The 19,190-nt window shown below is 61.9% G+C and carries 21 protein-coding genes and 1 tRNA gene; 15 read left to right on the top strand and 7 right to left on the bottom strand.

Going from position 1 to position 19,190, the window contains the following annotated elements; genetic code table 11:
• Nucleotides 1-48: 48 nt before the first annotated feature.
• Nucleotides 49-207, top strand: coding sequence for a hypothetical protein (locus B1756_RS19315; protein WP_161493140.1), 159 nt, complete (start codon nt 49-51; stop codon nt 205-207).
• A gap of 116 nt (nt 208-323) precedes the next feature.
• Nucleotides 324-470, top strand: coding sequence for a hypothetical protein (locus tag B1756_RS19540; RefSeq protein ID WP_186336499.1), 147 nt, complete (start codon nt 324-326; stop codon nt 468-470).
• A 488-nt stretch (nt 471-958) separates the two neighbouring features.
• On the opposite strand, the gene hpt is transcribed toward B1756_RS19540, so the two are convergent.
• Nucleotides 959-1,528, bottom strand: a complete 570-nt coding sequence (gene hpt / locus B1756_RS03890; protein WP_086890033.1) for a hypoxanthine/guanine phosphoribosyltransferase — start codon at nt 1,526-1,528, stop codon at nt 959-961.
• Nucleotides 1,529-1,779: 251 nt separating this feature from the next.
• On the opposite strand from hpt, the gene B1756_RS03885 reads away from it, so the two are divergent.
• A complete protein-coding gene (locus B1756_RS03885) occupies nt 1,780-3,312 on the top strand; it encodes a 2-isopropylmalate synthase (protein WP_086890032.1) in 1,533 nt (510 codons plus the stop codon).
• A gap of 138 nt (nt 3,313-3,450) precedes the next feature.
• Here B1756_RS03885 and B1756_RS03880 read toward each other — a convergent pair whose 3' ends face one another.
• The 3 genes from B1756_RS03880 to B1756_RS03870 all read right to left on the bottom strand — a co-directional run bounded on the left by B1756_RS03880 (nt 3,451) and on the right by B1756_RS03870 (nt 5,576).
• Nucleotides 3,451-3,651 carry a hypothetical protein gene (locus B1756_RS03880; protein WP_086887363.1) on the bottom strand — a complete coding sequence of 67 codons (201 nt, stop codon included), beginning with the start codon at nt 3,649-3,651 and terminating at the stop codon, nt 3,451-3,453.
• A 102-nt stretch (nt 3,652-3,753) separates the two neighbouring features.
• Entirely contained in the window at nt 3,754-5,181 is a 1,428-nt protein-coding gene (locus tag B1756_RS03875; protein WP_086887362.1) for a 4Fe-4S ferredoxin N-terminal domain-containing protein, read from the bottom strand.
• A gap of 310 nt (nt 5,182-5,491) precedes the next feature.
• Nucleotides 5,492-5,576: transfer RNA gene (locus tag B1756_RS03870), tRNA-Ser, on the bottom strand.
• A gap of 195 nt (nt 5,577-5,771) precedes the next feature.
• Between B1756_RS03870 and B1756_RS03865 the strand changes: the two genes are divergently transcribed.
• From B1756_RS03865 to B1756_RS03845, 5 genes are all read left to right on the top strand, one after another.
• A complete protein-coding gene (locus B1756_RS03865; RefSeq protein ID WP_086887361.1) occupies nt 5,772-6,317 on the top strand; it encodes a hypothetical protein in 546 nt (181 codons plus the stop codon).
• A gap of 65 nt (nt 6,318-6,382) precedes the next feature.
• Nucleotides 6,383-7,306, top strand: a complete 924-nt coding sequence (locus B1756_RS03860) for a thiamine-phosphate synthase family protein (protein WP_086887360.1) — start codon at nt 6,383-6,385, stop codon at nt 7,304-7,306.
• Between the two features lie 74 nt (nt 7,307-7,380).
• Complete coding sequence (locus B1756_RS03855; protein ID WP_120649691.1) at nt 7,381-8,202, top strand: DUF8159 domain-containing protein; 822 nt, start codon at nt 7,381-7,383, stop codon at nt 8,200-8,202.
• A 150-nt stretch (nt 8,203-8,352) separates the two neighbouring features.
• A complete protein-coding gene (locus tag B1756_RS03850; protein WP_086890030.1) occupies nt 8,353-9,615 on the top strand; it encodes a HEAT repeat domain-containing protein in 1,263 nt (420 codons plus the stop codon).
• On the top strand, nt 9,612-10,475 hold the full coding sequence (locus B1756_RS03845; protein WP_086887359.1) for a CheF family chemotaxis protein: 864 nt from the start codon (nt 9,612-9,614) through the stop codon (nt 10,473-10,475). The genes B1756_RS03850 and B1756_RS03845 overlap by 4 nt, the downstream gene beginning before the upstream one ends.
• Nucleotides 10,476-10,989: 514 nt before the next feature.
• Here the strand turns inward: B1756_RS03845 and B1756_RS03840 are convergent.
• The 3 genes from B1756_RS03840 to B1756_RS03830 form a co-directional block, all read right to left on the bottom strand.
• Nucleotides 10,990-11,184, bottom strand: coding sequence for a hypothetical protein (locus B1756_RS03840; RefSeq protein WP_086887358.1), 195 nt, complete (start codon nt 11,182-11,184; stop codon nt 10,990-10,992).
• Nucleotides 11,185-11,283: 99 nt separating this feature from the next.
• The gene (locus B1756_RS03835) at nt 11,284-11,562 is read right to left on the bottom strand and encodes a DUF7521 family protein (protein ID WP_086887357.1); all 279 of its coding nucleotides are present in this window, start codon (nt 11,560-11,562) and stop codon (nt 11,284-11,286) included.
• 1 nt (nt 11,563) lies between these two features.
• Nucleotides 11,564-11,923, bottom strand: a complete 360-nt coding sequence (locus tag B1756_RS03830) for a winged helix-turn-helix domain-containing protein (protein ID WP_186336498.1) — start codon at nt 11,921-11,923, stop codon at nt 11,564-11,566.
• Between the two features lie 318 nt (nt 11,924-12,241).
• Here B1756_RS03830 and B1756_RS03825 point away from each other — a divergent pair, with 318 nt between their 5' ends.
• From B1756_RS03825 to flaJ, 7 genes are all read left to right on the top strand, one after another.
• On the top strand, nt 12,242-12,841 hold the full coding sequence (locus tag B1756_RS03825) for an archaellin/type IV pilin N-terminal domain-containing protein (protein ID WP_086887356.1): 600 nt from the start codon (nt 12,242-12,244) through the stop codon (nt 12,839-12,841).
• 2 nt (nt 12,842-12,843) lie between these two features.
• Nucleotides 12,844-13,461: an archaellin/type IV pilin N-terminal domain-containing protein gene (locus B1756_RS03820; protein WP_086887355.1), complete on the top strand. Its 618-nt coding sequence runs from the start codon at nt 12,844-12,846 to the stop codon at nt 13,459-13,461.
• Between the two features lie 284 nt (nt 13,462-13,745).
• Nucleotides 13,746-14,372 carry an archaellin/type IV pilin N-terminal domain-containing protein gene (locus B1756_RS03815; RefSeq protein WP_086887354.1) on the top strand — a complete coding sequence of 209 codons (627 nt, stop codon included), beginning with the start codon at nt 13,746-13,748 and terminating at the stop codon, nt 14,370-14,372.
• Between the two features lie 296 nt (nt 14,373-14,668).
• Entirely contained in the window at nt 14,669-15,199 is a 531-nt protein-coding gene (locus tag B1756_RS03810) for a hypothetical protein (RefSeq protein ID WP_086887353.1), read from the top strand.
• Between the two features lie 4 nt (nt 15,200-15,203).
• Complete coding sequence (arlG, locus tag B1756_RS03805) at nt 15,204-15,680, top strand: archaellum stator protein ArlG (protein ID WP_086887352.1); 477 nt, start codon at nt 15,204-15,206, stop codon at nt 15,678-15,680.
• Between the two features lie 16 nt (nt 15,681-15,696).
• Complete coding sequence (locus B1756_RS03800) at nt 15,697-17,220, top strand: FlaD/FlaE family flagellar protein (protein WP_086887351.1); 1,524 nt, start codon at nt 15,697-15,699, stop codon at nt 17,218-17,220.
• A 91-nt stretch (nt 17,221-17,311) separates the two neighbouring features.
• The gene (gene flaJ / locus B1756_RS03795) at nt 17,312-19,039 is read left to right on the top strand and encodes an archaellar assembly protein FlaJ (RefSeq protein ID WP_086887350.1); all 1,728 of its coding nucleotides are present in this window, start codon (nt 17,312-17,314) and stop codon (nt 19,037-19,039) included.
• The last annotated feature ends 151 nt before the right edge of the window (nt 19,040-19,190 follow it).

The following is a 19,190-nucleotide window of genomic DNA, read 5'->3' as shown; positions in this document are numbered from 1 at the left end:
GGCACGTGCAGGCCACAGCCGACTGCCTGAACTCCCACTCGTCGAGGTATGTCCCGGCCAGAACTCGATCGGCGGACGTTCGTGGCTGCAACTGGTGCGGTGGGTGTGCTCGCGCTCGCGGGGTGTGTCGACGAAGAACCCGGTGAGGACGAGGAAGCCAACCCCGGCGTCGACACCGGAACCGACGAGAACGGCGACGAATCCTGATCGGGTTCTGGTCACTTCGGACGCGAAAGACGTTGGCCGGGTTCGATCGGCCGTCGTGGGAACCTCCGCTGGTGAACCTGACACCCTTTTTTTGCTTCCGGCCAGTAGAAGGACCCATGCGGGACGAAGACGAGATCAGAGAGCAGTACGAATTCCTGAAAGAACACCTCGAGAGCGACGAGATGAACCACGACGGCGTCGAGCGGATGTTCACGTACTATCGACGCGCCCTCGGGTGGGTACTCGAGGAAGAGCACATGTGACTTCCTCCCCTCACTGCTCGCGCCCTCGGGTGGGTACTCGAGGAAGAGCACATGTGACTTCCTCCCCTCACTGCTCGCGCCTTCGCCGCTCGCCCGGGAAGGGACGGGAGCCCTCGGTTCAGGTACGTCACGCCTGTCGGACGTATCACATTCTATGGAAAATCCGGTACCCTTAAGTAGTACCAGCGGAATCTATCACGTGACGCTTCGCTTGGAGGGCCGAAGCGTCAGCGGGGACCAATTCAGGGCGGCAAGCGATCGCGTGACGTTTTTCCCGTCACGCGATCTGCTTTCCTGTTTACTACTTTCGCGAGTTACGACTGTGACCGTGGGCGATACGTTCGAACGGGTGAGCGACCGGTCCCGGTATCCAATCGAACGACGTGTCAAGGGATGGGTGCAAGTGCCGAGCATCGTGGGCCACCCAGGCCGTGTTGAGATTCGGGGGTCGAACCCGACCGTCGCGTGGTCGAACCACACCGTTCGTCTCACGGCCCCGGATCGTGGACTTCGACCTGCCCGTCGACGATTTCGACCTCGAGTAGACTCTGGACCTCGCGGTCGATCGCCGGCGGATCGACGTCGGTTCGCCGGAGAACGGTCACCACGTCGACGATCGTCGCGTCAGCCTGCTCGAGGGCGTCACAGACGGCCTCGATCGTTCCCCCGGAGGAGAAGACGTCGTCGACGAGGAGCGCGCGGTCACCGCTCCCGACACCGTTGAGGTACAGGTCACTCTCGCCGTAGCTCGTCTCCTGGTGGACGGCGATCTCGTCGTCGAATCCGTAGGAGCGTTTCCGGACGACCGCGAGCGGCAGGTCCGTCGCGAGCGACAGGGCCGTCCCGTGGTGGATCCCCATCGCTTCCGGGGCGACGACGACGTCGACCGCCGCGAGGTCGACTCGCTCGTTGATACCGTCGGCGACGGCCCGCAAGACCGCAGGCTCGAGCGGCGGAACGCCGTCGGTGACGCCGTGGACGAAGTACTCGTAGCCGTCGCGGTCGACCACCGGCGCCTCCTCGAGCGAACGCGCGAGTGGTTCCAGTTGCGGGTCCATGCAGACGTCTACGACGACCGACTGGAAGTCCGTTCGGGTCGTTCCCCGGTTCTGGGAGGCCCTTCCGGCCTGACTCGCCCACTGTCGCTCGTCACACACCGGTGGATCGGCGGATTTAAGTCGCCCACCTGCATTACCACGAGATACAATGGCACGAGAATCCGTCTCGACGCCTGACGAGGATAGAGGAAGTCGGGGCAACCCGGCTGGGCGTGAAATTCAGCGACGACACTGATCGCAGTTCATTACTCTTGCCTGTACACAACTCCACCGAACAGACGATTCCATCGGATAGCACCGTCCGCCTTCTCGATACGACCCTTCGCGACGGCGAACAAGCACCCGGCGTCTCGCTCTCGCCAGCCGAGAAAGTCGAGATCGCTCGCGCACTCGAGCGCGCCGGCGTCGCCGTCATCGAAGCGGGCAGTGCCTGTACCGGTGCGGGTGAGCGACAGGCCATCTCGCGAGTCACCGATCTCGACCTCGACGCACGCGTGACGAGTTTCTGCCGGGGACTCGAGACCGACGTCGACCTCGCACTCGACTGCGACGTCGACGGCGTCCACATCGTGGTCCCCTCGAGTGACCGTCACGTCGAGCGCAAGGTCGGCACCTCTCGTGAGGACAACCTCCAGACGACCGCCGATCTGGTCGCGTACGCGAAAGACCACGACCTCTGGGTCGAGGTCATCGGCGAGGACGGCTCCCGGGCCGACCTCGAGTACCTCGAGGAACTCGCCGAGACCTCACTCGAGGCCGGAGCCGACCGGTTCTGTTTCGCCGACACCGTCGGTCATACGGGACCAGAGCACACCCACGAGGCAGTCGCTCGACTCGCCGACGTCGGCCCCGTGAGCGCCCACACCCACGACGACCTCGGACTGGGCGTCACGAACGCCCTCGCCGCGGTGTCGGCCGGTGCCGACCTCGTCCACTGTACCGTCAACGGACTGGGCGAGCGCGCGGGCAACGTCGCCCTCGAAGAGGTCGCAATCGCACTCTCACACGTCTACGACGTCGAAACGCTCGAACTCGAGGAACTGTACGAACTGGCCCAGATCGTCTCCCGAGCGACCGGCGTCGAACTCCCGCCGAACAAGGCCGTCATCGGACAGAACGCCTTCACCCACGAGAGCGGCATCCACACCGACGGGACGCTCAAAGACGACAAGATGTACGAGCCCTACGCGCCCGAGACCGTCGGGCGCGAGCGCCGACTCGCGCTCGGCAAACACACCGGGCGCGCGGGCGTCGCCGCCACGCTCGAGGAACACGGCGTCGAAGCGACCGACGACGAAATCGGTGAGATCGCCACCCGGGTGACGGAACTCGGCGACCGCGGCCGCCGCGTCACCGACGCCGACCTGCTCGCGGTTGCCGAAGACGTCACGAACGCCGATCACGAGCGCGTGGTCGAATTGCTCGACCTGAACGCCGTCAGCGGCGGTCCCGTCCCGACCGCGAGCGTCCGGCTCTCCGTCGACGGCGACGAGCGCGTGGCCAGCGGCACCGGCTCCGGGCCGGTCGACGCCGCCGTCTCCGCGGTTCGTGAGGCCCTCGGCTCCGCAGCCGACGCGGAACTCGAGTCCTACCACGTCGACGCCGTCACGGGTGGTACGGACGCCGTCGTCACCGTCGAGGTGACGATGCGCCGTGACGACCGGACGGTGACCGTCGCCCGAAACGAAGCCGACATCACCCAGGCGAGCGTCGAGGCGATGGTCGACGCACTCGACAGGTTGCTCGCGACCGACTCGAAACCCCTCCCGCCAGCAGACGACTGAGGACCATCGACACGGCTGGCCCGACACGTTTCAGCGGTTGACGACTCTCGTTCTCGAAGATTCGGATGCTCGAGCGCTCGCGGGGTAGCCGTCGCCCCGTGGAACCGACCCGGCGTGGCACCTGCTTCGACCGATTGCTCACTCGGCGTTGCCGTAGTCGTACAGACCGAACGGATCGAACACGTAGACGACGGCCAGAAACAGCGCCAGTACGATCACGAACAGCCGCGCGATCACGTCGAGTTCCAGCATCGGTCCGGTGGGATCGATCGTGATCGCCATAATCCCGGCGACGGCGATCCAGAGCGCACCGACGATCAGTCGTCTGCGACGTTCCATACCCCTCCGTTCGTCGCCACCGACATGAACCCCTCGAGACGCGTTCGGGGACGAACGGGCCAGAACCCGGACGCCGACACTCTCGCCCTCGAAAGCGCCCGATCAGAAGCTCACCGTCTCGTCGTCGAGGACCTCTTTCCGGTTGTCGACCTGTCCGACGTCCTCGTAGGCGACCGGACCGGGGACCTGCTCTGCGTTCGGTCCCGGTTCGTTGCCGATGTAGACGACGTTGGGGTTGGTGTTGTACTCTTCTAAGAGCCGGAAGCGGGCGTCCTCGTCGTAATCGTACTCGCTCTCGAGAAGTCGTTCGGCTTCCTCTTCGGTCAGCCCATCGTCGTCTTCCTCGTCGGCTGGCTCTTCTTCCCCCTCGAGGATCGCGATCGCCTCCTGCAGTTCCTCCTCGTCCGGTTCGTCTTCGATCGCACGTGCGAGCGTAACGTTGTCGAGGTACTGCCGCGGGTCGCTGTCGGGATCGTTCATGTCCCCGAACTGGATCGCACCGGGTGGGCAGGCGTCCTCACAGGCCGTGGTGCCGACGAAATCCTCGCCCATCTGGCCGTCCTGTCGGGCCGGGTCGAAGACACATTTTTCCATGACGCCTTTGGGCCCACGACCGCTCACCCAGCGGTCGCGTTGGTCGTACATCATGTCCTCGGACATCTCGTCGGCCTCGATCTCCGGGTCGTCCCACTGGAAGTAGTTGACGCCGTACGGACACGCCACCTGGCAGTACCGACACCCGATGCAGACGTCGTAGTCGGTCAGGACGAGGCCGCCTTCCTCGCGAGTGTGGCGAGCCGTCGTCGGACAGACCTTCTCGCAGGGAGCGTCGGTACAGTGCTGACACGGCCTGATCAGGTAGTTGAAATCCCGCGTCGATTCGAAGTCCTCCGCGTCGGCCGACTCGACGAGCCCGTCGTCGAAGGCGAGGATGTACATCCAGTTCGCGCCCTCGTTCCAGTTGTGCTCTGCGTTACAGGCGACCACACAGGAGAGACAGCCGTCACACACCTCGAGGTCGAGAGACATCCCCCACTGCGTGTGGTCTTCGTCGTCCTCGAGGACGTCGGCCGGGCCGTCGTCCTCCTCGTCGTCCTGCGCTGCGACGGTCGGGTTTGGGTCCCCGCCGTCGGTGTCCGTGGTCGCCCACGCACCGAGACCGAGGAACCCGGCTCCCGCACCGAGTTTCTGCATCGTCTCCCGGCGGGTCTCCTCGCCGAATCCGAGCGCGCCGAACACGCCGTCGTCCTCGCCGTTAGCCTCCCTCGCCGCCTCGATGTCGGCTGCCATCGGCCGGTCGTCCTCGCCGAACTCGTCGACGACGTCCTCGTGATACCGGTCGTAGAACGCCTCCTCGGACAACTCGCCTTTCGTCACCCGCATCGCGTCCTTGGCCATCTCCATCCCGAGATCCGCGTCGTAATCGCCTGCCTCGAGAAATGCCCGATACTCGTCTTCCGCGGTCGCACCCAGGGGATGGAACGACTCCCGCTCTTCGTCTCCGTCTCGATCGATTTCGTCGTCAGTCATCGCGCTGGCCACCCCGCTCGAGATGCGACTTCTCGCGTCGAACCATTGTGGGTCACTGCCACCGTCTCCGTCCACACTGGGAGCCATTACGAACAGCCCTGCACACGACGGCCCCTGTATAACTCGTACCGCTACGTGTCGCTCTCGGTATCGTGCCGCTGGAAACGCCGAGAGGAAGATTTGAACTCCGCGAAGACGCTTCCGCTCGCATCGGTCGCGGACTTCCTCTTCTCTCGTTCAAATTCCTTCGTTCCGTTGTGAGGACGACAGACGGTTCGCTCCGCTCCCCACAATTTGCCGTCGTGAAAAGCGCCGAGAGGGAGATTTGAACTCCCGAGTCCGTGAGGACAGCAGATTTCGAATCTGCCGCCTTGGCCGGGCTAGGCTATCTCGGCTCATCTGTACGTACCCGGGAGACGTTTTTACCCGTTTCGGTTTTTCGCCCGCGTGCGACCGACTCCCTCGCTTGCCCTCCCACGGATTTGCGGCGACCGCCGGATACACTACCGCTGTGTTCCCGCCCCCGAGTCTCGATACCAGTCGGATCAGCGCAGACAACCTATATATGACAGTACGATAAAGTGTTAGCTATGACGACTCGAGCATACGGGGACCGACTCCGAACCGCCTGCAAGCGTGCTGGACCGGGACGATTACCGTACGCGGACCGGCCGGACGTCGGGGCCGGGTTCGCCGGTGCGTCGGCTGCGATCGCCGCGACGCTGGCGTTCGCGTTTGGGGTGGTCGCCGTCGACGAACTCGGTCTCGTCGGTGGACTGGACGGGACCGTACTGGCGACGACCGGACTCGCGGCGCTGCCGCTTGTCGCCCCCGCGGCGTTCGCGGCCGGCGTCCTCACCTGGCGAGCGCTGCCGGACGGCCTGCCGATCTACGGCGTCGCCGCCGGGTTCCTCGGAACGGTATTCACCTACCTCGGCGCGACGGCGCTGCTCGCACTCGTTTTGGTTCTTGCGGCCTGGGGATCGTGGTCGGAAGTGATGCTCACGGACGCGTTCCTCTTCGCAGTGGGAATAGGCTACATCGGATTCCTCCTGACAGCCTGGGTCACGGTCCCGATCGGCTGTCTGAGCGGTGCGATCTACGAGCGCGTCGGACTTGCCGGCCAGTCGGAGTAGCAGTCCCCGCCGGAGGACTGGCGTCGGTAGCCGAATTTAAGCCGGTGTCGGGCCAATCCCGGGGCATGTCTCTCGTCTTACCGAGCGAACTCGTCGTCGATCGCTTCCTGCCGACGGTTCGCGCGATGCTGGCTGAACGCCTCGCTGACCGGGGCCTGACCCAGCAAGAGATCGCGACCCACCTCGGGGTTACACAGGCCGCCGTCAGTCAGTACGTCGCCGGCGAGGGCGGCGGCGACGAGCGGTTTCGCTCCGATCCCGAGACCGTCGCCACGGTCGACCGGATCGCCGACGGTCTCGAGAGCGGTGAGTACGACGGGTACGACGCCCTCGCCGAACTCCTCTCGCTGATCCGAACGCTCACCGACCGCGGCCCGATCTGTGAACTTCACGAGGAGGCGATGCCCGAACTGCAGGGAGTGAGCTGTGACCTCTGCGTTCGCGGTCTCGACTCCGAACTCCGCGCCGAACGCGACGTACTCGCGAACGTCCGCTCTGCAGCCCGGACACTGGGTGCGACGCCCGGACTCGTCGCGTACGTCCCGAACGTGGGGACCAACGTCGGGATGGCACTGCCCGACCCGGCAGACGTGACCGACGTCGCGGCTATTCCCGGGCGAATCTACGCGATGGGCGGTCGCGTCGAAATCCCGGCCAATCCCGAGTTCGGTGCCTCCAAACACGTCGCCACCGCGGTCCTCGCCGCCACGAGCGTCGACCCCGGCGTTCGCGGGGCGATCAACGTCGCCACGGACGACGCGTTGCTCGAGGCAGCGACCGACCACGGACTCGACTCCCTCGAGTTCGACGCAGAGTACGAGGATCGGCACGACCACCTCAAACGCCGCTTCGACGAGCACGGTGGCGTTCCCCGCGTCGCCTACCACCGCGGTGCCTTCGGCATCGAGCCGACGACGTACGTCTACGGTGCAACCGCACTCGAGGCCGCAGAAACGATCGCCTCGCTGCTCGAGACGACCGATTCCTGACTGGGACGATCTATTACCCGCCGCTGGTAACGGCCGACGCGCTTTTGACCCACTGGTGTGACCGTCAGATAACGATGCGCGACGTTTTCGGGTCTGCGACCGACGGCACTGGTGACGCCGACGACCGGAACCCGCGGTCGCCGGTCGCAGCCGAGCACGACGAAGCAGACGATATCCCCACTCGCGACGCTCGAGGCGGTGGGCTGACCCGACGCCAGAGTCTGGTCGGCGCGGGAACGCTGGCACTCGGTGTGACAGCCGGCTGTCTCGATTCGACCTCCCTCGTTGGTGGCACACGTGAACCGGTCGAACCGGAAGCTCCGGGCGAAGACCCGGACGCGACGCCAGCGGAATTCTACTACATGCTGGAGGACAATGGGATCGTCGTCGAGGAGCTGTATTTCGATACCGACGACCAGGACCTGATCCTGTTCTACGAGTCGACCGCCGAGGACCACGACGAGTCCGACGAGGAAATCGCACTCATCTATCTCGTTTTCCGAGACGGAATGGTCGATCGTGGGGCCGATGTCAACCGGCTGTTCACCGAAGTCGTCGATGGGTTCGACGGTCAGGTCGAAGGGTGGGGTGTCAACTCGGAGTGGGCCGAAATGGAACTCGACGAACTGGCCCACTACCAGGAGGTCTGGAACCAGATCGTCAGCACGATGGTGTACCCCGAGGACTCCGACCGGGCTGACGTCGGGGCAGATGCCGACGAAGACGAGGAGGGTCTCATCGAAATCGGTGCTGGCAACGAATCAGACGGCGAAGCTGCTCCCGCTGAAAACGGGACTGGATCGACCGGTGACGACGGAAACGGAAACAGTGATGGTGCAACCGATGGCGAGACCGAGTCAGCAGGCGAGAATACCAGCGAAACGGAGTCTGAATAACATGTTCCGGGACGGGTCGAACCGGACGACCGGCCAGCAAATCCCCGGCAGTACCGGGGAGTGGTCGAAAAGGAACCTTGAATATTCAACGGTGAAACACGTACGCATGAACGCGACGGTGGGGCGGCCGGGCTCGAGTAGGTGATCGACGTGACATTATTCGAACTCGAACGAAACGCCGACTTCGACGGGCTCATCACGTACGTCGAAGAGAGTCCGAACCCGAACATTCGCCGCCGGGCGGCGGAGATCCTCGGTGGACTCGAGGTCGACACCGGGCCGAATACCTGTCCCCGGGACGATGTTATCGACGTCCTCGTCGACGTCGCGAAAGACGACGATAACGAGGTGGTCCGGGCGGCGGCGATCGACGCTCTCGACCAGTACGGACAGGACGCCCTCGAGCAGTTCATCGGCGACATCTCCGGAGAAGACATCGAGGAAGTCGCGGAGTGGAAGAAAGCCCAGATTCTGGCCGGCGGATTACAGGCCGACCTGCCGGAACTCCGGATGGCCGCTGCGACCGGCCTCGGTCGCCTCGGTGCTGACAACGTGGTCGACACGCTCGTTCAGCACATCGAGGATCCGGACCCGCGCGTCCGAAAGCGGATCGCGCTCGCACTCGGACGGATTGGCTCACCGGAAAGCGTCCCGGCCCTGTCGAAGCGACTCCACGAAGACGCCTACGAGGTTCGCATCGAGGTCGCCTACGCGCTCGCGGACATCGGGACCACCAACGCGCTGAACGAACTCATCGACATCGCCGACGACGAAGACGAGGTGCTTCGCCGGATCGCCGTCGACGCACTCGGACGGCTCGGAAGCATCGAAGCCGTCGAGATTCTCGCCAACGCCCTGTCCGACGACTCCGACGCCGTCAGGCGGACCGCCATGTTCTCGCTCGTCCAGTTGCTCTCTGAGGCACCGGCCGAGGCGAGCCATCAGGTTCGCGAGAAGATCGTCGACGAACTCGCCAAAGCGGGCGAACGCGAGGCGGTCGAACCGCTGATCGAGATCCTCGACCGCAGCACGGAGACGGCCCAGCGACGAAACGCCGCCTGGCTCCTCGGCCGAGTCGCCACCGAGGAGTTCCGGGCAGAGGCCCAGGAAGCGTTGATCGAGACGCTCTCGGACGACGACGAGATGACCGCGAAGTTCGCGGCGACCAGCCTCGCCTTGCTCGACGGCGGCGACCTCGAGGACCGGCTCCTGAAACTGGTCGAAAACGACCACGAGGACGTCGCCACTCGCAGCAAGGCGCTGTTCGTCCTCGGGAAGATCGGCACCGATCAGGCCCGCCGTCGGATCGAGGGATTCGTCGACCGGACCGAAGACGACGAGCTCCGGAAGCGTGGCTTCTCCGCACTGTCGAAACTCGGCGGCATCGGCGCACCGAGTGGTGATCTCGCATGAGCAAGTCCGAAACTAAACTCGCCGACGTCACCGGAAAGTTCACGCAGGTGATCCGCGACGGCCGGAAACTGTCGGATACAGGCTGGTCGAACGGCCGGATCGTCCTCTCGAACAAGCGGCTGGTGATCGTCGGCAACGAGGGCAAAGAGACGATCCCGCTCTCGAAAATCCAGTCGATCAAGGGCCGCTACGACGTCAACCAGACCGTCGCGAAGGTCTCGAACTACATCAGCATCAACTACGGACCGAACGTCTACCTGATCTCGATGGAGGAGGTCGACGAGTTCGAACTCCAGATCCAGAAGGCGATTCTTGACGGCGAAATCGTCCTCATCAAGCATCCGGCCGTGAAAGGCGGCGTCGTCCAGGATACCTCCTGGCGGAAAGCCCGCGTCAAGATCGACACCGGCGTCGCCAACTTCGCCGTCGAAGACGGCACCTTCGTCCAGATCGAAGTCGACGACGTCGGTACCGTCGAAACCGACGAACGAACCGTCCGCGGCAGCGACCGCCCCGTCATCGAGGCCGAACACACCGAAGACGACTCGAGCGTCCAGACCTACCTCTCGGGGTCGAAACAGAACGTCGCGATGCTCAAGTCGGTGCTCGACCGCGGGGCCGAGAAAAACGCGTCGCAGATCGACCTCTCGGCGAAAGAAGAGGAAGTGCTGATGGCGATCTACTCCGGCGTCTCGCCGTTCGAAGTCCCGGAGTTCCTCGGCCTCGACATCGACACGGTCGAAGAGATCTACGAACGACTGATCGAACTGGACGTCCTCGAGGAAGTGCGGATACGACGTGAGGTCGCGTTGAAGCCGCGCGGTCGCAATATCGCGAGCGAAGCGATGAACAGCAAGTGACCTCCTCTTCGCCGTAACCGGAGAGGGATCGAAGATCCCTCAGGCAGTCGGGCATAGCCCGACGACGGCGAGGCATCCCACGGCACCGTACCGCTGGGGTGGGATATTTGCTGGTTGACGACCGATCGAGATGACAGGCCGATGGCGTTCACGAGTACGGAGGTCTCGCACAGCCCATCAGAAATCAAAGATTTCTGAGGACGGGCCCACACCGCCGTTGCTCCTATCCCGGCAGGGGACTCGGAATTATCTCGTAGCCGAGACCCCACAGGGGTTCGAGAGGGTGTCTCGAACGTTCCGGCCTCGGAGTCCCGATATTGTGCATTTGAGTGGGCGGTGTGACCGCCTCGGTGTACGTCATGTTATCGATAGATGACGGTTACATGCCCATTTTGTTGCTGAACGTGGGTTGTCGAGGAATTGTCTGATTCGTGTCCGTCGAAAACAACGGCCTCGTAGAAAGATAGGCTGGTCTGCTTTTCTCCCCATCGGGGATCGCCGGTCGACATCGAGCTCAGTCCTGGATGAGATAACTCACGTCGCGCTCGAGTTCGTACCCCTTCGGCACCCCAACTTTGGAGAGGCAGTCGTCACAGAGTGGTTTCGCGTAGGTCCGGTTGTTGGTTTTCCCCAGCACGTTTGCGTCTTCGAGAGAGACGACCGTATCACAGCGAGAGCATTCGATCTTGCTTCCGTCGATGATGTCCATACTGGTGATAAGTCGGTCTGGGAGAAATAAGTGTCGCGGCCGGTCGCCGTCTCTCGATCGGGGATCGTGACAGCCGTGAGCCGAAACGGGTGTGAACGCTCACTCGGCGTACAGGCTCGCGATGACCGCGAGGAAGCCGAGCGTGGTTACGAAGTAGTTGACCGTCAGCAGCGTCCGGGGATTCTGGAAGTCGTTGACGAACGCGGAGATGGTCGTGGCGGAGGCGGCGGCGACGATCAGCGTAAAGCCGATCGAGAGGAGGACCATCGATCGCCGTTCGGTCTCCGCGTACGCCTGCACGGCCATGCCCGCCATGACGAGGCCGGAGGCGATCAGGGTGCCACTGAAGACGATATAGAGGATCTCGACGAGTTCCATCTCAGTCGTCACCACCAACGCTTCGGCTCAGGTCGTCCCAGACGCTGGCCAGTCGCTGATCTGTCTCCTCGCGTTCGACGGAGTCGACGGTCATCTCGTCGCCGTCGAACCGGATCACGATCTCCTCGACGTTTCGACGGTAGAGCGTCTGGCTTCGGCCCGTCTCTCCGAAGTCGCGGCCCTCTTCGTCGTCTGCGAGCAGTCCGAGTTCGGCCAGTGCTTCGACCCGGCGGTAGCTGGTCGTCACGGGGATGTCCAGCTCGTCGCTGAGTTCCTGTGCCGACTTCGGTTCGGCGGCAGACCGGAGGATGTCTGGGCTGTACTTTTTGCCCAGATTCCCCAGTACCTCGGTCGGGTCCATACCCTGCCGTTACGAGCGCAAGACCAAAACCGTACTTGCCGCCAGCAATGTCATCGTAACCGATATTTCGATCGTGAAAACGAGTTTCAGAGGAGGGTTTCCAGCGCGGTCGGCGTACTGTTGGATAAGTGTAATTTTCGATTGTGCGATGTGGTGGCACTCGAGAGAGTCGATTATTCAGCGTGCTACTCGTGTCGAAACGAACGGTATTGGGGGCCTGCGTTCGTTTCCATATTTGAAAATACTGGCTCAGGTTTAATACCCGATAGTGTAGAGGTTGAGTCGACGCCCGATCGAAACGGGTGTTACCCCCTACACATGTTTACGAAGGATACAGACCGAGAGCGCGGTCAGGTGGGGATCGGCACGCTCATCGTGTTCATCGCGATGGTGCTGGTCGCTGCTATTGCCGCAGGTGTACTGATCAATACCGCTGGGATGCTGCAGTCGCAGGCAGAAGCCACCGGTGAGGAATCGACGGCACAGGTGAGTGACAGACTCGACATCGTCAGTACCTCTGGTACAATTGGAGAAGACGGCGAAGGAGAAAACGCAATTACTGATCTGAAGTTCGTCATGGCCACCGCACCTGGTTCGGATCCGGTGGATCTTGAAGAAGTGACGGTTCAGTTTATCGGTGAGCAAGGAGAAGAAACGATCGAGCTCGAGGAGGGTCACCTAGAGAATATCCAGGGTCTTCAGTCAGAAACTGTCCTCATCGACAGTAACGCTCGAGCTGAGATAGAAATTTATCTCGGAGACGGGGACACTGAGGATGGAGACGTCGAGGCGTGGGATCCAATGAGTGAAGGTGAACGGGGAACCGTTATCTTCACCACTGATTCCGGTGCGTCCACCGAGAAAGAGCTCCGCATCCCGACCACGATCATTGACGACGAAGAATCGGTGAGGTTGTAATCATGTTTACGAACGACTCTGCTGACGGACGTGGTCAGGTGGGGATCGGTACGCTCATCGTGTTCATCGCGATGGTGCTGGTCGCTGCAATCGCTGCCGGTGTGCTGATCAACACCGCCGGGATGCTGCAGTCACAGGCGGAAGCGACCGGTGAAGAGAGCACGGACCTCGTGTCTGAACGAATCGACGTGACGAGTACGGTCGGTATTGTGGAGGAGGCTGGTGAGGATGATCCTGAAGCGCTGGATGAGATCCGGCTCACCGTAACTGGGGCGGCTGGTGCCTCAGATATCGACCTCAACCAGACGATCATCCAGGCAGTTGGACCGGGTGGTCAAGAGATCCTCACTTACCACGATGATGAGCACAACTTTGATGTAGAGGACCCGGGTGAAGGAGAAATCGAAGAAGGTGAGGATCCAATCCTCTCCGAAACAAATGGTGATCTGGTGATCACTATGGATGGGGACCAGGCACCGTTTGAAGATGATGAAGGGAATGCGTTCGGTGCAGGAGATACGGCAACGCTCGACATCGTATCGCCATCCGGTGCCACAACCCAGGTGGAATTGCGTGCCCCATCCCTCTTTAGCGAGGATGGCGAAGCAGTTCGCCTCTAGCTGATCTCGTACATTTTTCTTTCATCGTTGCCGATAGCAACAGCTCAAACGGTTTCCACACCGATTACCAGCCGTCGTGGATCGGGTGTGGACTGACGTTCAGTGGTGACTCCGGTTGCGGCAACTGTACCTCAGCACTCGAGTCGCCCATCAGTATTAAGACAGGTTAGTTACAAACAATAGATACAAGAGTAGTTCGTCGCTCGAGGGTCGTCTCGAGGGAGACGAAAACCGGTGGGGGCCGGAATGGGAGGGAAGCGGATTCGGAACACGAGGTGGACGATATGGAACACTCATACACAACGTCGACAGAACGAGGTCAGGTAGGGATCGGCACGCTCATCGTGTTCATCGCGATGGTGCTGGTCGCCGCCATTGCAGCCGGTGTGCTGATCAACACCGCCGGGATGCTGCAGTCGCAGGCGGAAGCGACCGGTGAAGAGACGATCGACCTCGTTTCGGAGCGAATAGATACCGGTTCAGCCGTCGGAATTGTCGCTGACGAAGAGGAGGGCGAAATCGGTGACATTCTCGTCACGGTCTCGAGAGCACCGGGGTCCGATCAAATTGACCTCAACAGAACGGTCGTGATCGTGAACGGGCCCGGCGGTCAAGAGGTGTTGAGTTACGAGCAAGATGATGTTGACAACCCCGACCAGGAACATTTTGCGGCCCGAGACATCGACGGCGGCACGCTCGAACCCGATAACGCAGTGCTGAGCCACGAAGACCGCCAGTATCAACTCGTCTTCGACGGTGAAGAACAACCGTTTGCAGACTCCGACGGTAACGCGTTCGGCCAGAATGACGAGGTGACGCTGGACATCGTCTCTCCATCGGGAGCAGTCACGTCGGTTCATCTCTCAGCACCAAGCCTGCTCAATCAGGAGGGACAGGCAGTTCGACTGTAGACGGACTGTCGCAGTTCTCAGTCGCCCTCGAGTCCGTTTTCGTCCGATCCATTTTTCTCATCGGTACTGGTCAGTCCCGCCATGAGGGGTAACAGCGAACGGGTAGCCCTGTGATATTCACGCCAAAATAACACCCGTCGAACACTCGCCATTAGGTGTTGTCTTTCACACACGTGTGCCGAAACAACCTTTCTCCTCGAGCGTCGGTCACCGGACGACCTGTCTTCGACGCTGTCTAGCTCACCGCAACCTGATGGCCAGCACGCTTTTCACACAGACATACATCTGCACTCGGTATGGGGTTCAGTACGAGCGGCGCCGTCCTCGTCATCCTGATCGGCGTGCTCGTGGCACTCAGCCTGATGTTTCCAGCCCTGTTCAACGTGAGCGCCGCGACCGGCGAGGCGTTCTCGAGCCAGCAGGAGCAACTCAGGGACACCCACAATTTCGAGATCACGATCGACGAATTCGTGTATCACAACGACAGCGATCGCACGTACGTGAACGCGACCAACACCGGTGCCGGCTCTCTTTCGGTGACCGACACCGACGTGCTCGTCAACGGCGAGTACTACCCCACGAACGCATCGGACGAGGAGACTGTGGTGATCGACGGAGACAGCGAACGATTCGACAGCGACGTCTGGACGCCGGGCTCGAGTCTGTCCATCGAGATCGATTCGGAGTCGATCGACGCCTACGACTCATCGGAGTACGACGACGAAGACGACGTAGACGATCGCGTCCAACTCACGAGTGAACGTGGAATATCGACAGCAGCCTCCCTCGAGTTCGAGGCGGGCAACGGAGAAGGGAGTGGTGAGTAGTTAGATGTCGAGTGTATCGTCGACGCATTTGATCATGTTCATCGGGAGTCTGCTCATCGCGACCGCAGTCGCCGGGACGGTCGTCGTCGAAGTCGGGTCGATGAGCGATGCGATCGAGGTACGAGGCTCGTCGGTCGCCGAGGATATCGAGACCGATTTCGTCATCATCAGCGACGAATCGCAGTCGGAGTCGATCGTCGAGGATGGCAGCGGGAACGTCACGCTGCTGGTGAAGAACGTGGGGTCGACCACCATCCCTGCGGAATCCGGGAAGATCGACGTGATCGTCGACGGGTCACACACCATCCCGGACGACGTGCGTCTCCTCAGTGGGGGCGGCGGCGACTGGGAGCCGGGAGCCGTCGTCGAACTGACGATGGAGACCGAACGGTCGTTCGACGGGGATACGACCGTCGTCGTCATCGTCGGCAGTAACGAGGACTCGATAACGACGTACGTAGACAACGGGGACGGGGACTGAGAGGAGACGACGAACCATGACACTACTACTGGCACTGTTCAGCGACCTCGGCGGCGACCCTGACGAATCGGACGACGACTCCGGGGAGGACGACCTTCTCGGCGGCGCTGACGACGGCCTGATGGGCGACGACCTGTTCGGCGACGACGACACCTCCTCGAGCGACGAGGACGAACTCAACTATCAGCTCGACGAGATCGAGAAGGAAGTCGACTCGCTCTCGGGACGTATCGAAACCGTTCGCGGTGAGAACGAACAGATCAGCGACTCGATTCAGACGGTCGAACGAAACGTCGACAAGCTCGTCGACCTCTACGAGATCGTCACCCACGGAATCAATCCGTTCGTCGGTGACCAGGAGATCGGCGACGCGTTCGAGACGGCTACCGGACAGGCAGGGCTGATCGGCAACGACCCCGACGACGCGATCGACGAGGAGATCGCCAGCGCCGAAGCCGAAGACTTCCTCGACGACGACATGCCATTCGAAGACGACGACACCGACGACTTTGGCACTGACTTCGAAGACGACCCCGACACCGGCGCGGACGCCGACGCCCCGCTCGAAGACGACGAGTTTGCAGACGGGGACGTCATCGACGACGAGCCTGATTTCGCGGAGGAAGACGCACTCGAGCCTGACGACGGAGATGGGGCCGACCACGAAGACGAGGTCGTCGACGACGAGGACGACCTGACCCGGTTCCTGCCGGACGAGGACGAGGAATCCGACGCGGTCGAAACCGATTCCTTCGATGGGAGCGTCGACGATTCGTTCGACGAGGGCGAATCGGTCGACGACGCATCGATGGATCGGGCGACGGTCCACACTGGCAGTGATCACGGTGGCGTCGAGACCACACCGTACCTCGGTACGCACCCATCCGGATACGCCGCCGAGATCACGACGCTCGAGTGGCTCGAGTTTCTGGTCGAGACTGCGGGTGTCGAGGGGGCCGCCCAGACAGTGGCGTACTATCGGTCCGTCGGGTGGATCTCGGAGGCAGTCGAGACGTATCTCCATCGGTTGCTGGCCGGGTTCGGTGACGAGGGCACGCTTCCGCCGACGGATCCGGATCCACAGTCGATCCTCCGGACGGACGATCACAAGCGCAGCCTGCAGTACATCTCTCAGATTGCGACGCCGGAAAAGCAGGCCAGGCTCGTCAATGCGACCGGCGGTGAGGTCGTCGAGGAGTCGCCAGAGGTGTCGCAAGCAGCGGGCGTCCACGGCGTCGAATCGGACGAGGCCGTGACGGGAGGTGAAGCGCTCGAGTTCGACGACCCGGAGCAGGGAGACCAGTCTGAGAAGTCAGCAGAACCCGATCCCTTCGTCGGAGACGATTCGAGCGTGGTGGCGGAGGACGATCCGACGTCGATCGAAGAGGGAGATTCGGTGTCGATCGACGAGATGAAGCCCGATCCGCTCGCCGACCAGGATTCGACGATCGTCGGCGATCAGCCACAGACCCACGGCACCGGCGGACAGGAGCCAGTCGATGGACGGATCGACGACGCAGACGACATCGGAAGTGAGTGACGACGAATAGCCAGAAGCTTTGTATGGCGTCCATCGAGAGGTACGGGTCGAGTATCGACTGTCGGTGATCTCGCCGAGTCGCAGAGATATCATGGGAATTTCAGAGAAGTCCGCGGCCGCTGGAGACCTCGGCAAGTCCATCATTCAGGCGTACGACGAGATGGAATTGCCGACGCGTATTTACGCGTTGTTGATCCTGGTTCCGGCGTTCTTCGTTTTCCTGCTGACGATCGCAGCGGCGGTCCTGATGGACACGTTCTTTCTCGTCCAGTTGCTGCTGCCGGCGCTCGGGCTGTTGATCTTCCTCTCTGCAGTGGGCTATCCGCGCCTGGCCGTCGACCAGCGCCGGATCGAGATGGAGAACAAGTTCCACCTGTTCGTAATCCACATGACCATCCTGTCGACGACTAACATCGACAGGATGGAGGTAATGCGCCGACTCGCGAGCGAAAAGGAGTACGGGGAACTTGCCCACGAGATGCAGCGGGTCGTCGACCTGGTCGACGTCTGGCACCTCAGTCTCGGTGACGCCTGTCGGCGACGCGCGAAGGAAGTACCGAGCGAATCGGTCACGGACCTCTTGGAGCGGATGGCCTATACGCTCGAGGCCGGGCAGGAACTCGACGAATTCCTGTTTCAGGAACAGGACGTGCTGATCGACAAGTACTCCACGATCTACCGGCAGTCGCTGACGAATCTCGACGTGGTGAAAGACCTCTACCTCTCGATCATCATTTCGATGACGTTCGCGCTCGTGTTCGCGATCGTCCTCCCGCTGTTGACAGGCAACGATCCGACGATCACGACCAGCATCGTGATCGTGCTATTCGTCTTCATCCAGATCGGGTTTTTCTTCCTTATCCGGGCGATCGTCCCGGACGACCCGATCTGGTACATCGAAGACGGGTTTCGAACGCGGACGAAGAAACTCCTCTTCGGGTCGACCGTTGCCGGGATCACCCTCAGTTCGATTCTGATCGTGTTGATGACGCTCGCTTTCTTCGGTGCGATTCCAGGGACGGAGACCGTGCACTTCGGCTCGATCCCGCTACTGATGTACCTCCCGCTCGCGACGCTGCCGCTTTTGATCCCGGGAACGGTCTTCTGGTACGAAGAACGACGCGTGGTCGACCGTGACCGCGAGTTTCCGAACTTCATTCGGGCACTCGGGACGAGCGAGAGCGCAAAGCAGAGTACGACGTCGGAGGTGCTGGCGACGCTCCGCCACAAAGATTTCGGGCCACTCACTCCGGACGTCGACGACCTCTACTGCCGGCTCAACATGCGGCTCTCGACCGAGAAATCCTGGCGACTGTTCACCGGCGACACCCACTCGTACCTGATCCAGAAGTTCAGCGAGATGTACCTCGTCGGCCGTGACATGGGTGGTGGTCCGAAGCGCCTCGGTGAACTCATCAGCGACAACATGAGCCAGATCGTCAACCTTCGCGAGGAGCGACACCAGCAGACGACGACGCTGATCGGCGTCTTCTACGGGATCACCGCTGCCTCCTCGTTCGCGTTCTTCATCGGTCTCGAGCTGGCGTTGATGCTGTCGGGATTCGACATCGACATCGACGGCCAAATGGTCGGTGGCCAGCTTATCCACACCGACCAGTACGACGTCCCGGTACTCCGGTTTCTGGTCGTGCTGGTGTTGATCTTCAACGCGTTCATCTCGTCGCTGGTGATCCGGGTCGCCGATGGCGGTCACTTCGGCAACTCCTATTTTCACTTCACCGCGTTGCTCTGGGTCGGCGCTGTCACGGGGACGATCACGGAGTGGCTCGTCGACATGATCATCACGGTCGATCTCTGAGACGGACTGCTAACCGGTGTACCTGTTGAGACCGCCGCCCGAGTCGGATTCTCACTGGAACTGACGAAGAGAAATCGTACGAGAGTCGACGTTCCGAGTGATCGATCCGTTCGGGGGAGGTGTGGCCACAAGAACGAAGGTGGTCCTCACC

The sequence above is a fragment of the Natrarchaeobaculum aegyptiacum genome (genome assembly GCF_002156705.1).
In the GTDB taxonomy this organism is placed as follows: domain Archaea; phylum Halobacteriota; class Halobacteria; order Halobacteriales; family Natrialbaceae; genus Natrarchaeobaculum; species Natrarchaeobaculum aegyptiacum.
This window is presented reverse-complemented; position numbering and strand designations above follow the sequence as displayed.

What these genes read in the sequence shown, in the direction of transcription:
- B1756_RS19315 (WP_161493140.1), top strand. Translation starts at nt 49, where the DNA reads ATGTCCCGGCCAGAACTCGATCGGCGGACGTTCGTGGCTGCAACTGGT.
- B1756_RS19540 (WP_186336499.1), top strand. Translation starts at nt 324, where the DNA reads ATGCGGGACGAAGACGAGATCAGAGAGCAGTACGAATTCCTGAAAGAA.
- hpt (WP_086890033.1), bottom strand. Translation starts at nt 1,528, where the DNA reads ATGGACCCGCAACTGGAACCACTCGCGCGTTCGCTCGAGGAGGCGCCG.
- B1756_RS03880 (WP_086887363.1), bottom strand. Translation starts at nt 3,651, where the DNA reads ATGGAACGTCGCAGACGACTGATCGTCGGTGCGCTCTGGATCGCCGTC.
- B1756_RS03875 (WP_086887362.1), bottom strand. Translation starts at nt 5,181, where the DNA reads ATGACTGACGACGAAATCGATCGAGACGGAGACGAAGAGCGGGAGTCG.
- B1756_RS03865 (WP_086887361.1), top strand. Translation starts at nt 5,772, where the DNA reads ATGACGACTCGAGCATACGGGGACCGACTCCGAACCGCCTGCAAGCGT.
- B1756_RS03860 (WP_086887360.1), top strand. Translation starts at nt 6,383, where the DNA reads ATGTCTCTCGTCTTACCGAGCGAACTCGTCGTCGATCGCTTCCTGCCG.
- B1756_RS03855 (WP_120649691.1), top strand. Translation starts at nt 7,381, where the DNA reads ATGCGCGACGTTTTCGGGTCTGCGACCGACGGCACTGGTGACGCCGAC.
- B1756_RS03845 (WP_086887359.1), top strand. Translation starts at nt 9,612, where the DNA reads ATGAGCAAGTCCGAAACTAAACTCGCCGACGTCACCGGAAAGTTCACG.
- B1756_RS03840 (WP_086887358.1), bottom strand. Translation starts at nt 11,184, where the DNA reads ATGGACATCATCGACGGAAGCAAGATCGAATGCTCTCGCTGTGATACG.
- B1756_RS03835 (WP_086887357.1), bottom strand. Translation starts at nt 11,562, where the DNA reads ATGGAACTCGTCGAGATCCTCTATATCGTCTTCAGTGGCACCCTGATC.
- B1756_RS03830 (WP_186336498.1), bottom strand. Translation starts at nt 11,923, where the DNA reads ATGGACCCGACCGAGGTACTGGGGAATCTGGGCAAAAAGTACAGCCCA.
- B1756_RS03825 (WP_086887356.1), top strand. Translation starts at nt 12,242, where the DNA reads ATGTTTACGAAGGATACAGACCGAGAGCGCGGTCAGGTGGGGATCGGC.
- B1756_RS03820 (WP_086887355.1), top strand. Translation starts at nt 12,844, where the DNA reads ATGTTTACGAACGACTCTGCTGACGGACGTGGTCAGGTGGGGATCGGT.
- B1756_RS03815 (WP_086887354.1), top strand. Translation starts at nt 13,746, where the DNA reads ATGGAACACTCATACACAACGTCGACAGAACGAGGTCAGGTAGGGATC.
- B1756_RS03810 (WP_086887353.1), top strand. Translation starts at nt 14,669, where the DNA reads ATGGGGTTCAGTACGAGCGGCGCCGTCCTCGTCATCCTGATCGGCGTG.
- arlG (WP_086887352.1), top strand. Translation starts at nt 15,204, where the DNA reads ATGTCGAGTGTATCGTCGACGCATTTGATCATGTTCATCGGGAGTCTG.
- B1756_RS03800 (WP_086887351.1), top strand. Translation starts at nt 15,697, where the DNA reads ATGACACTACTACTGGCACTGTTCAGCGACCTCGGCGGCGACCCTGAC.
- flaJ (WP_086887350.1), top strand. Translation starts at nt 17,312, where the DNA reads ATGGGAATTTCAGAGAAGTCCGCGGCCGCTGGAGACCTCGGCAAGTCC.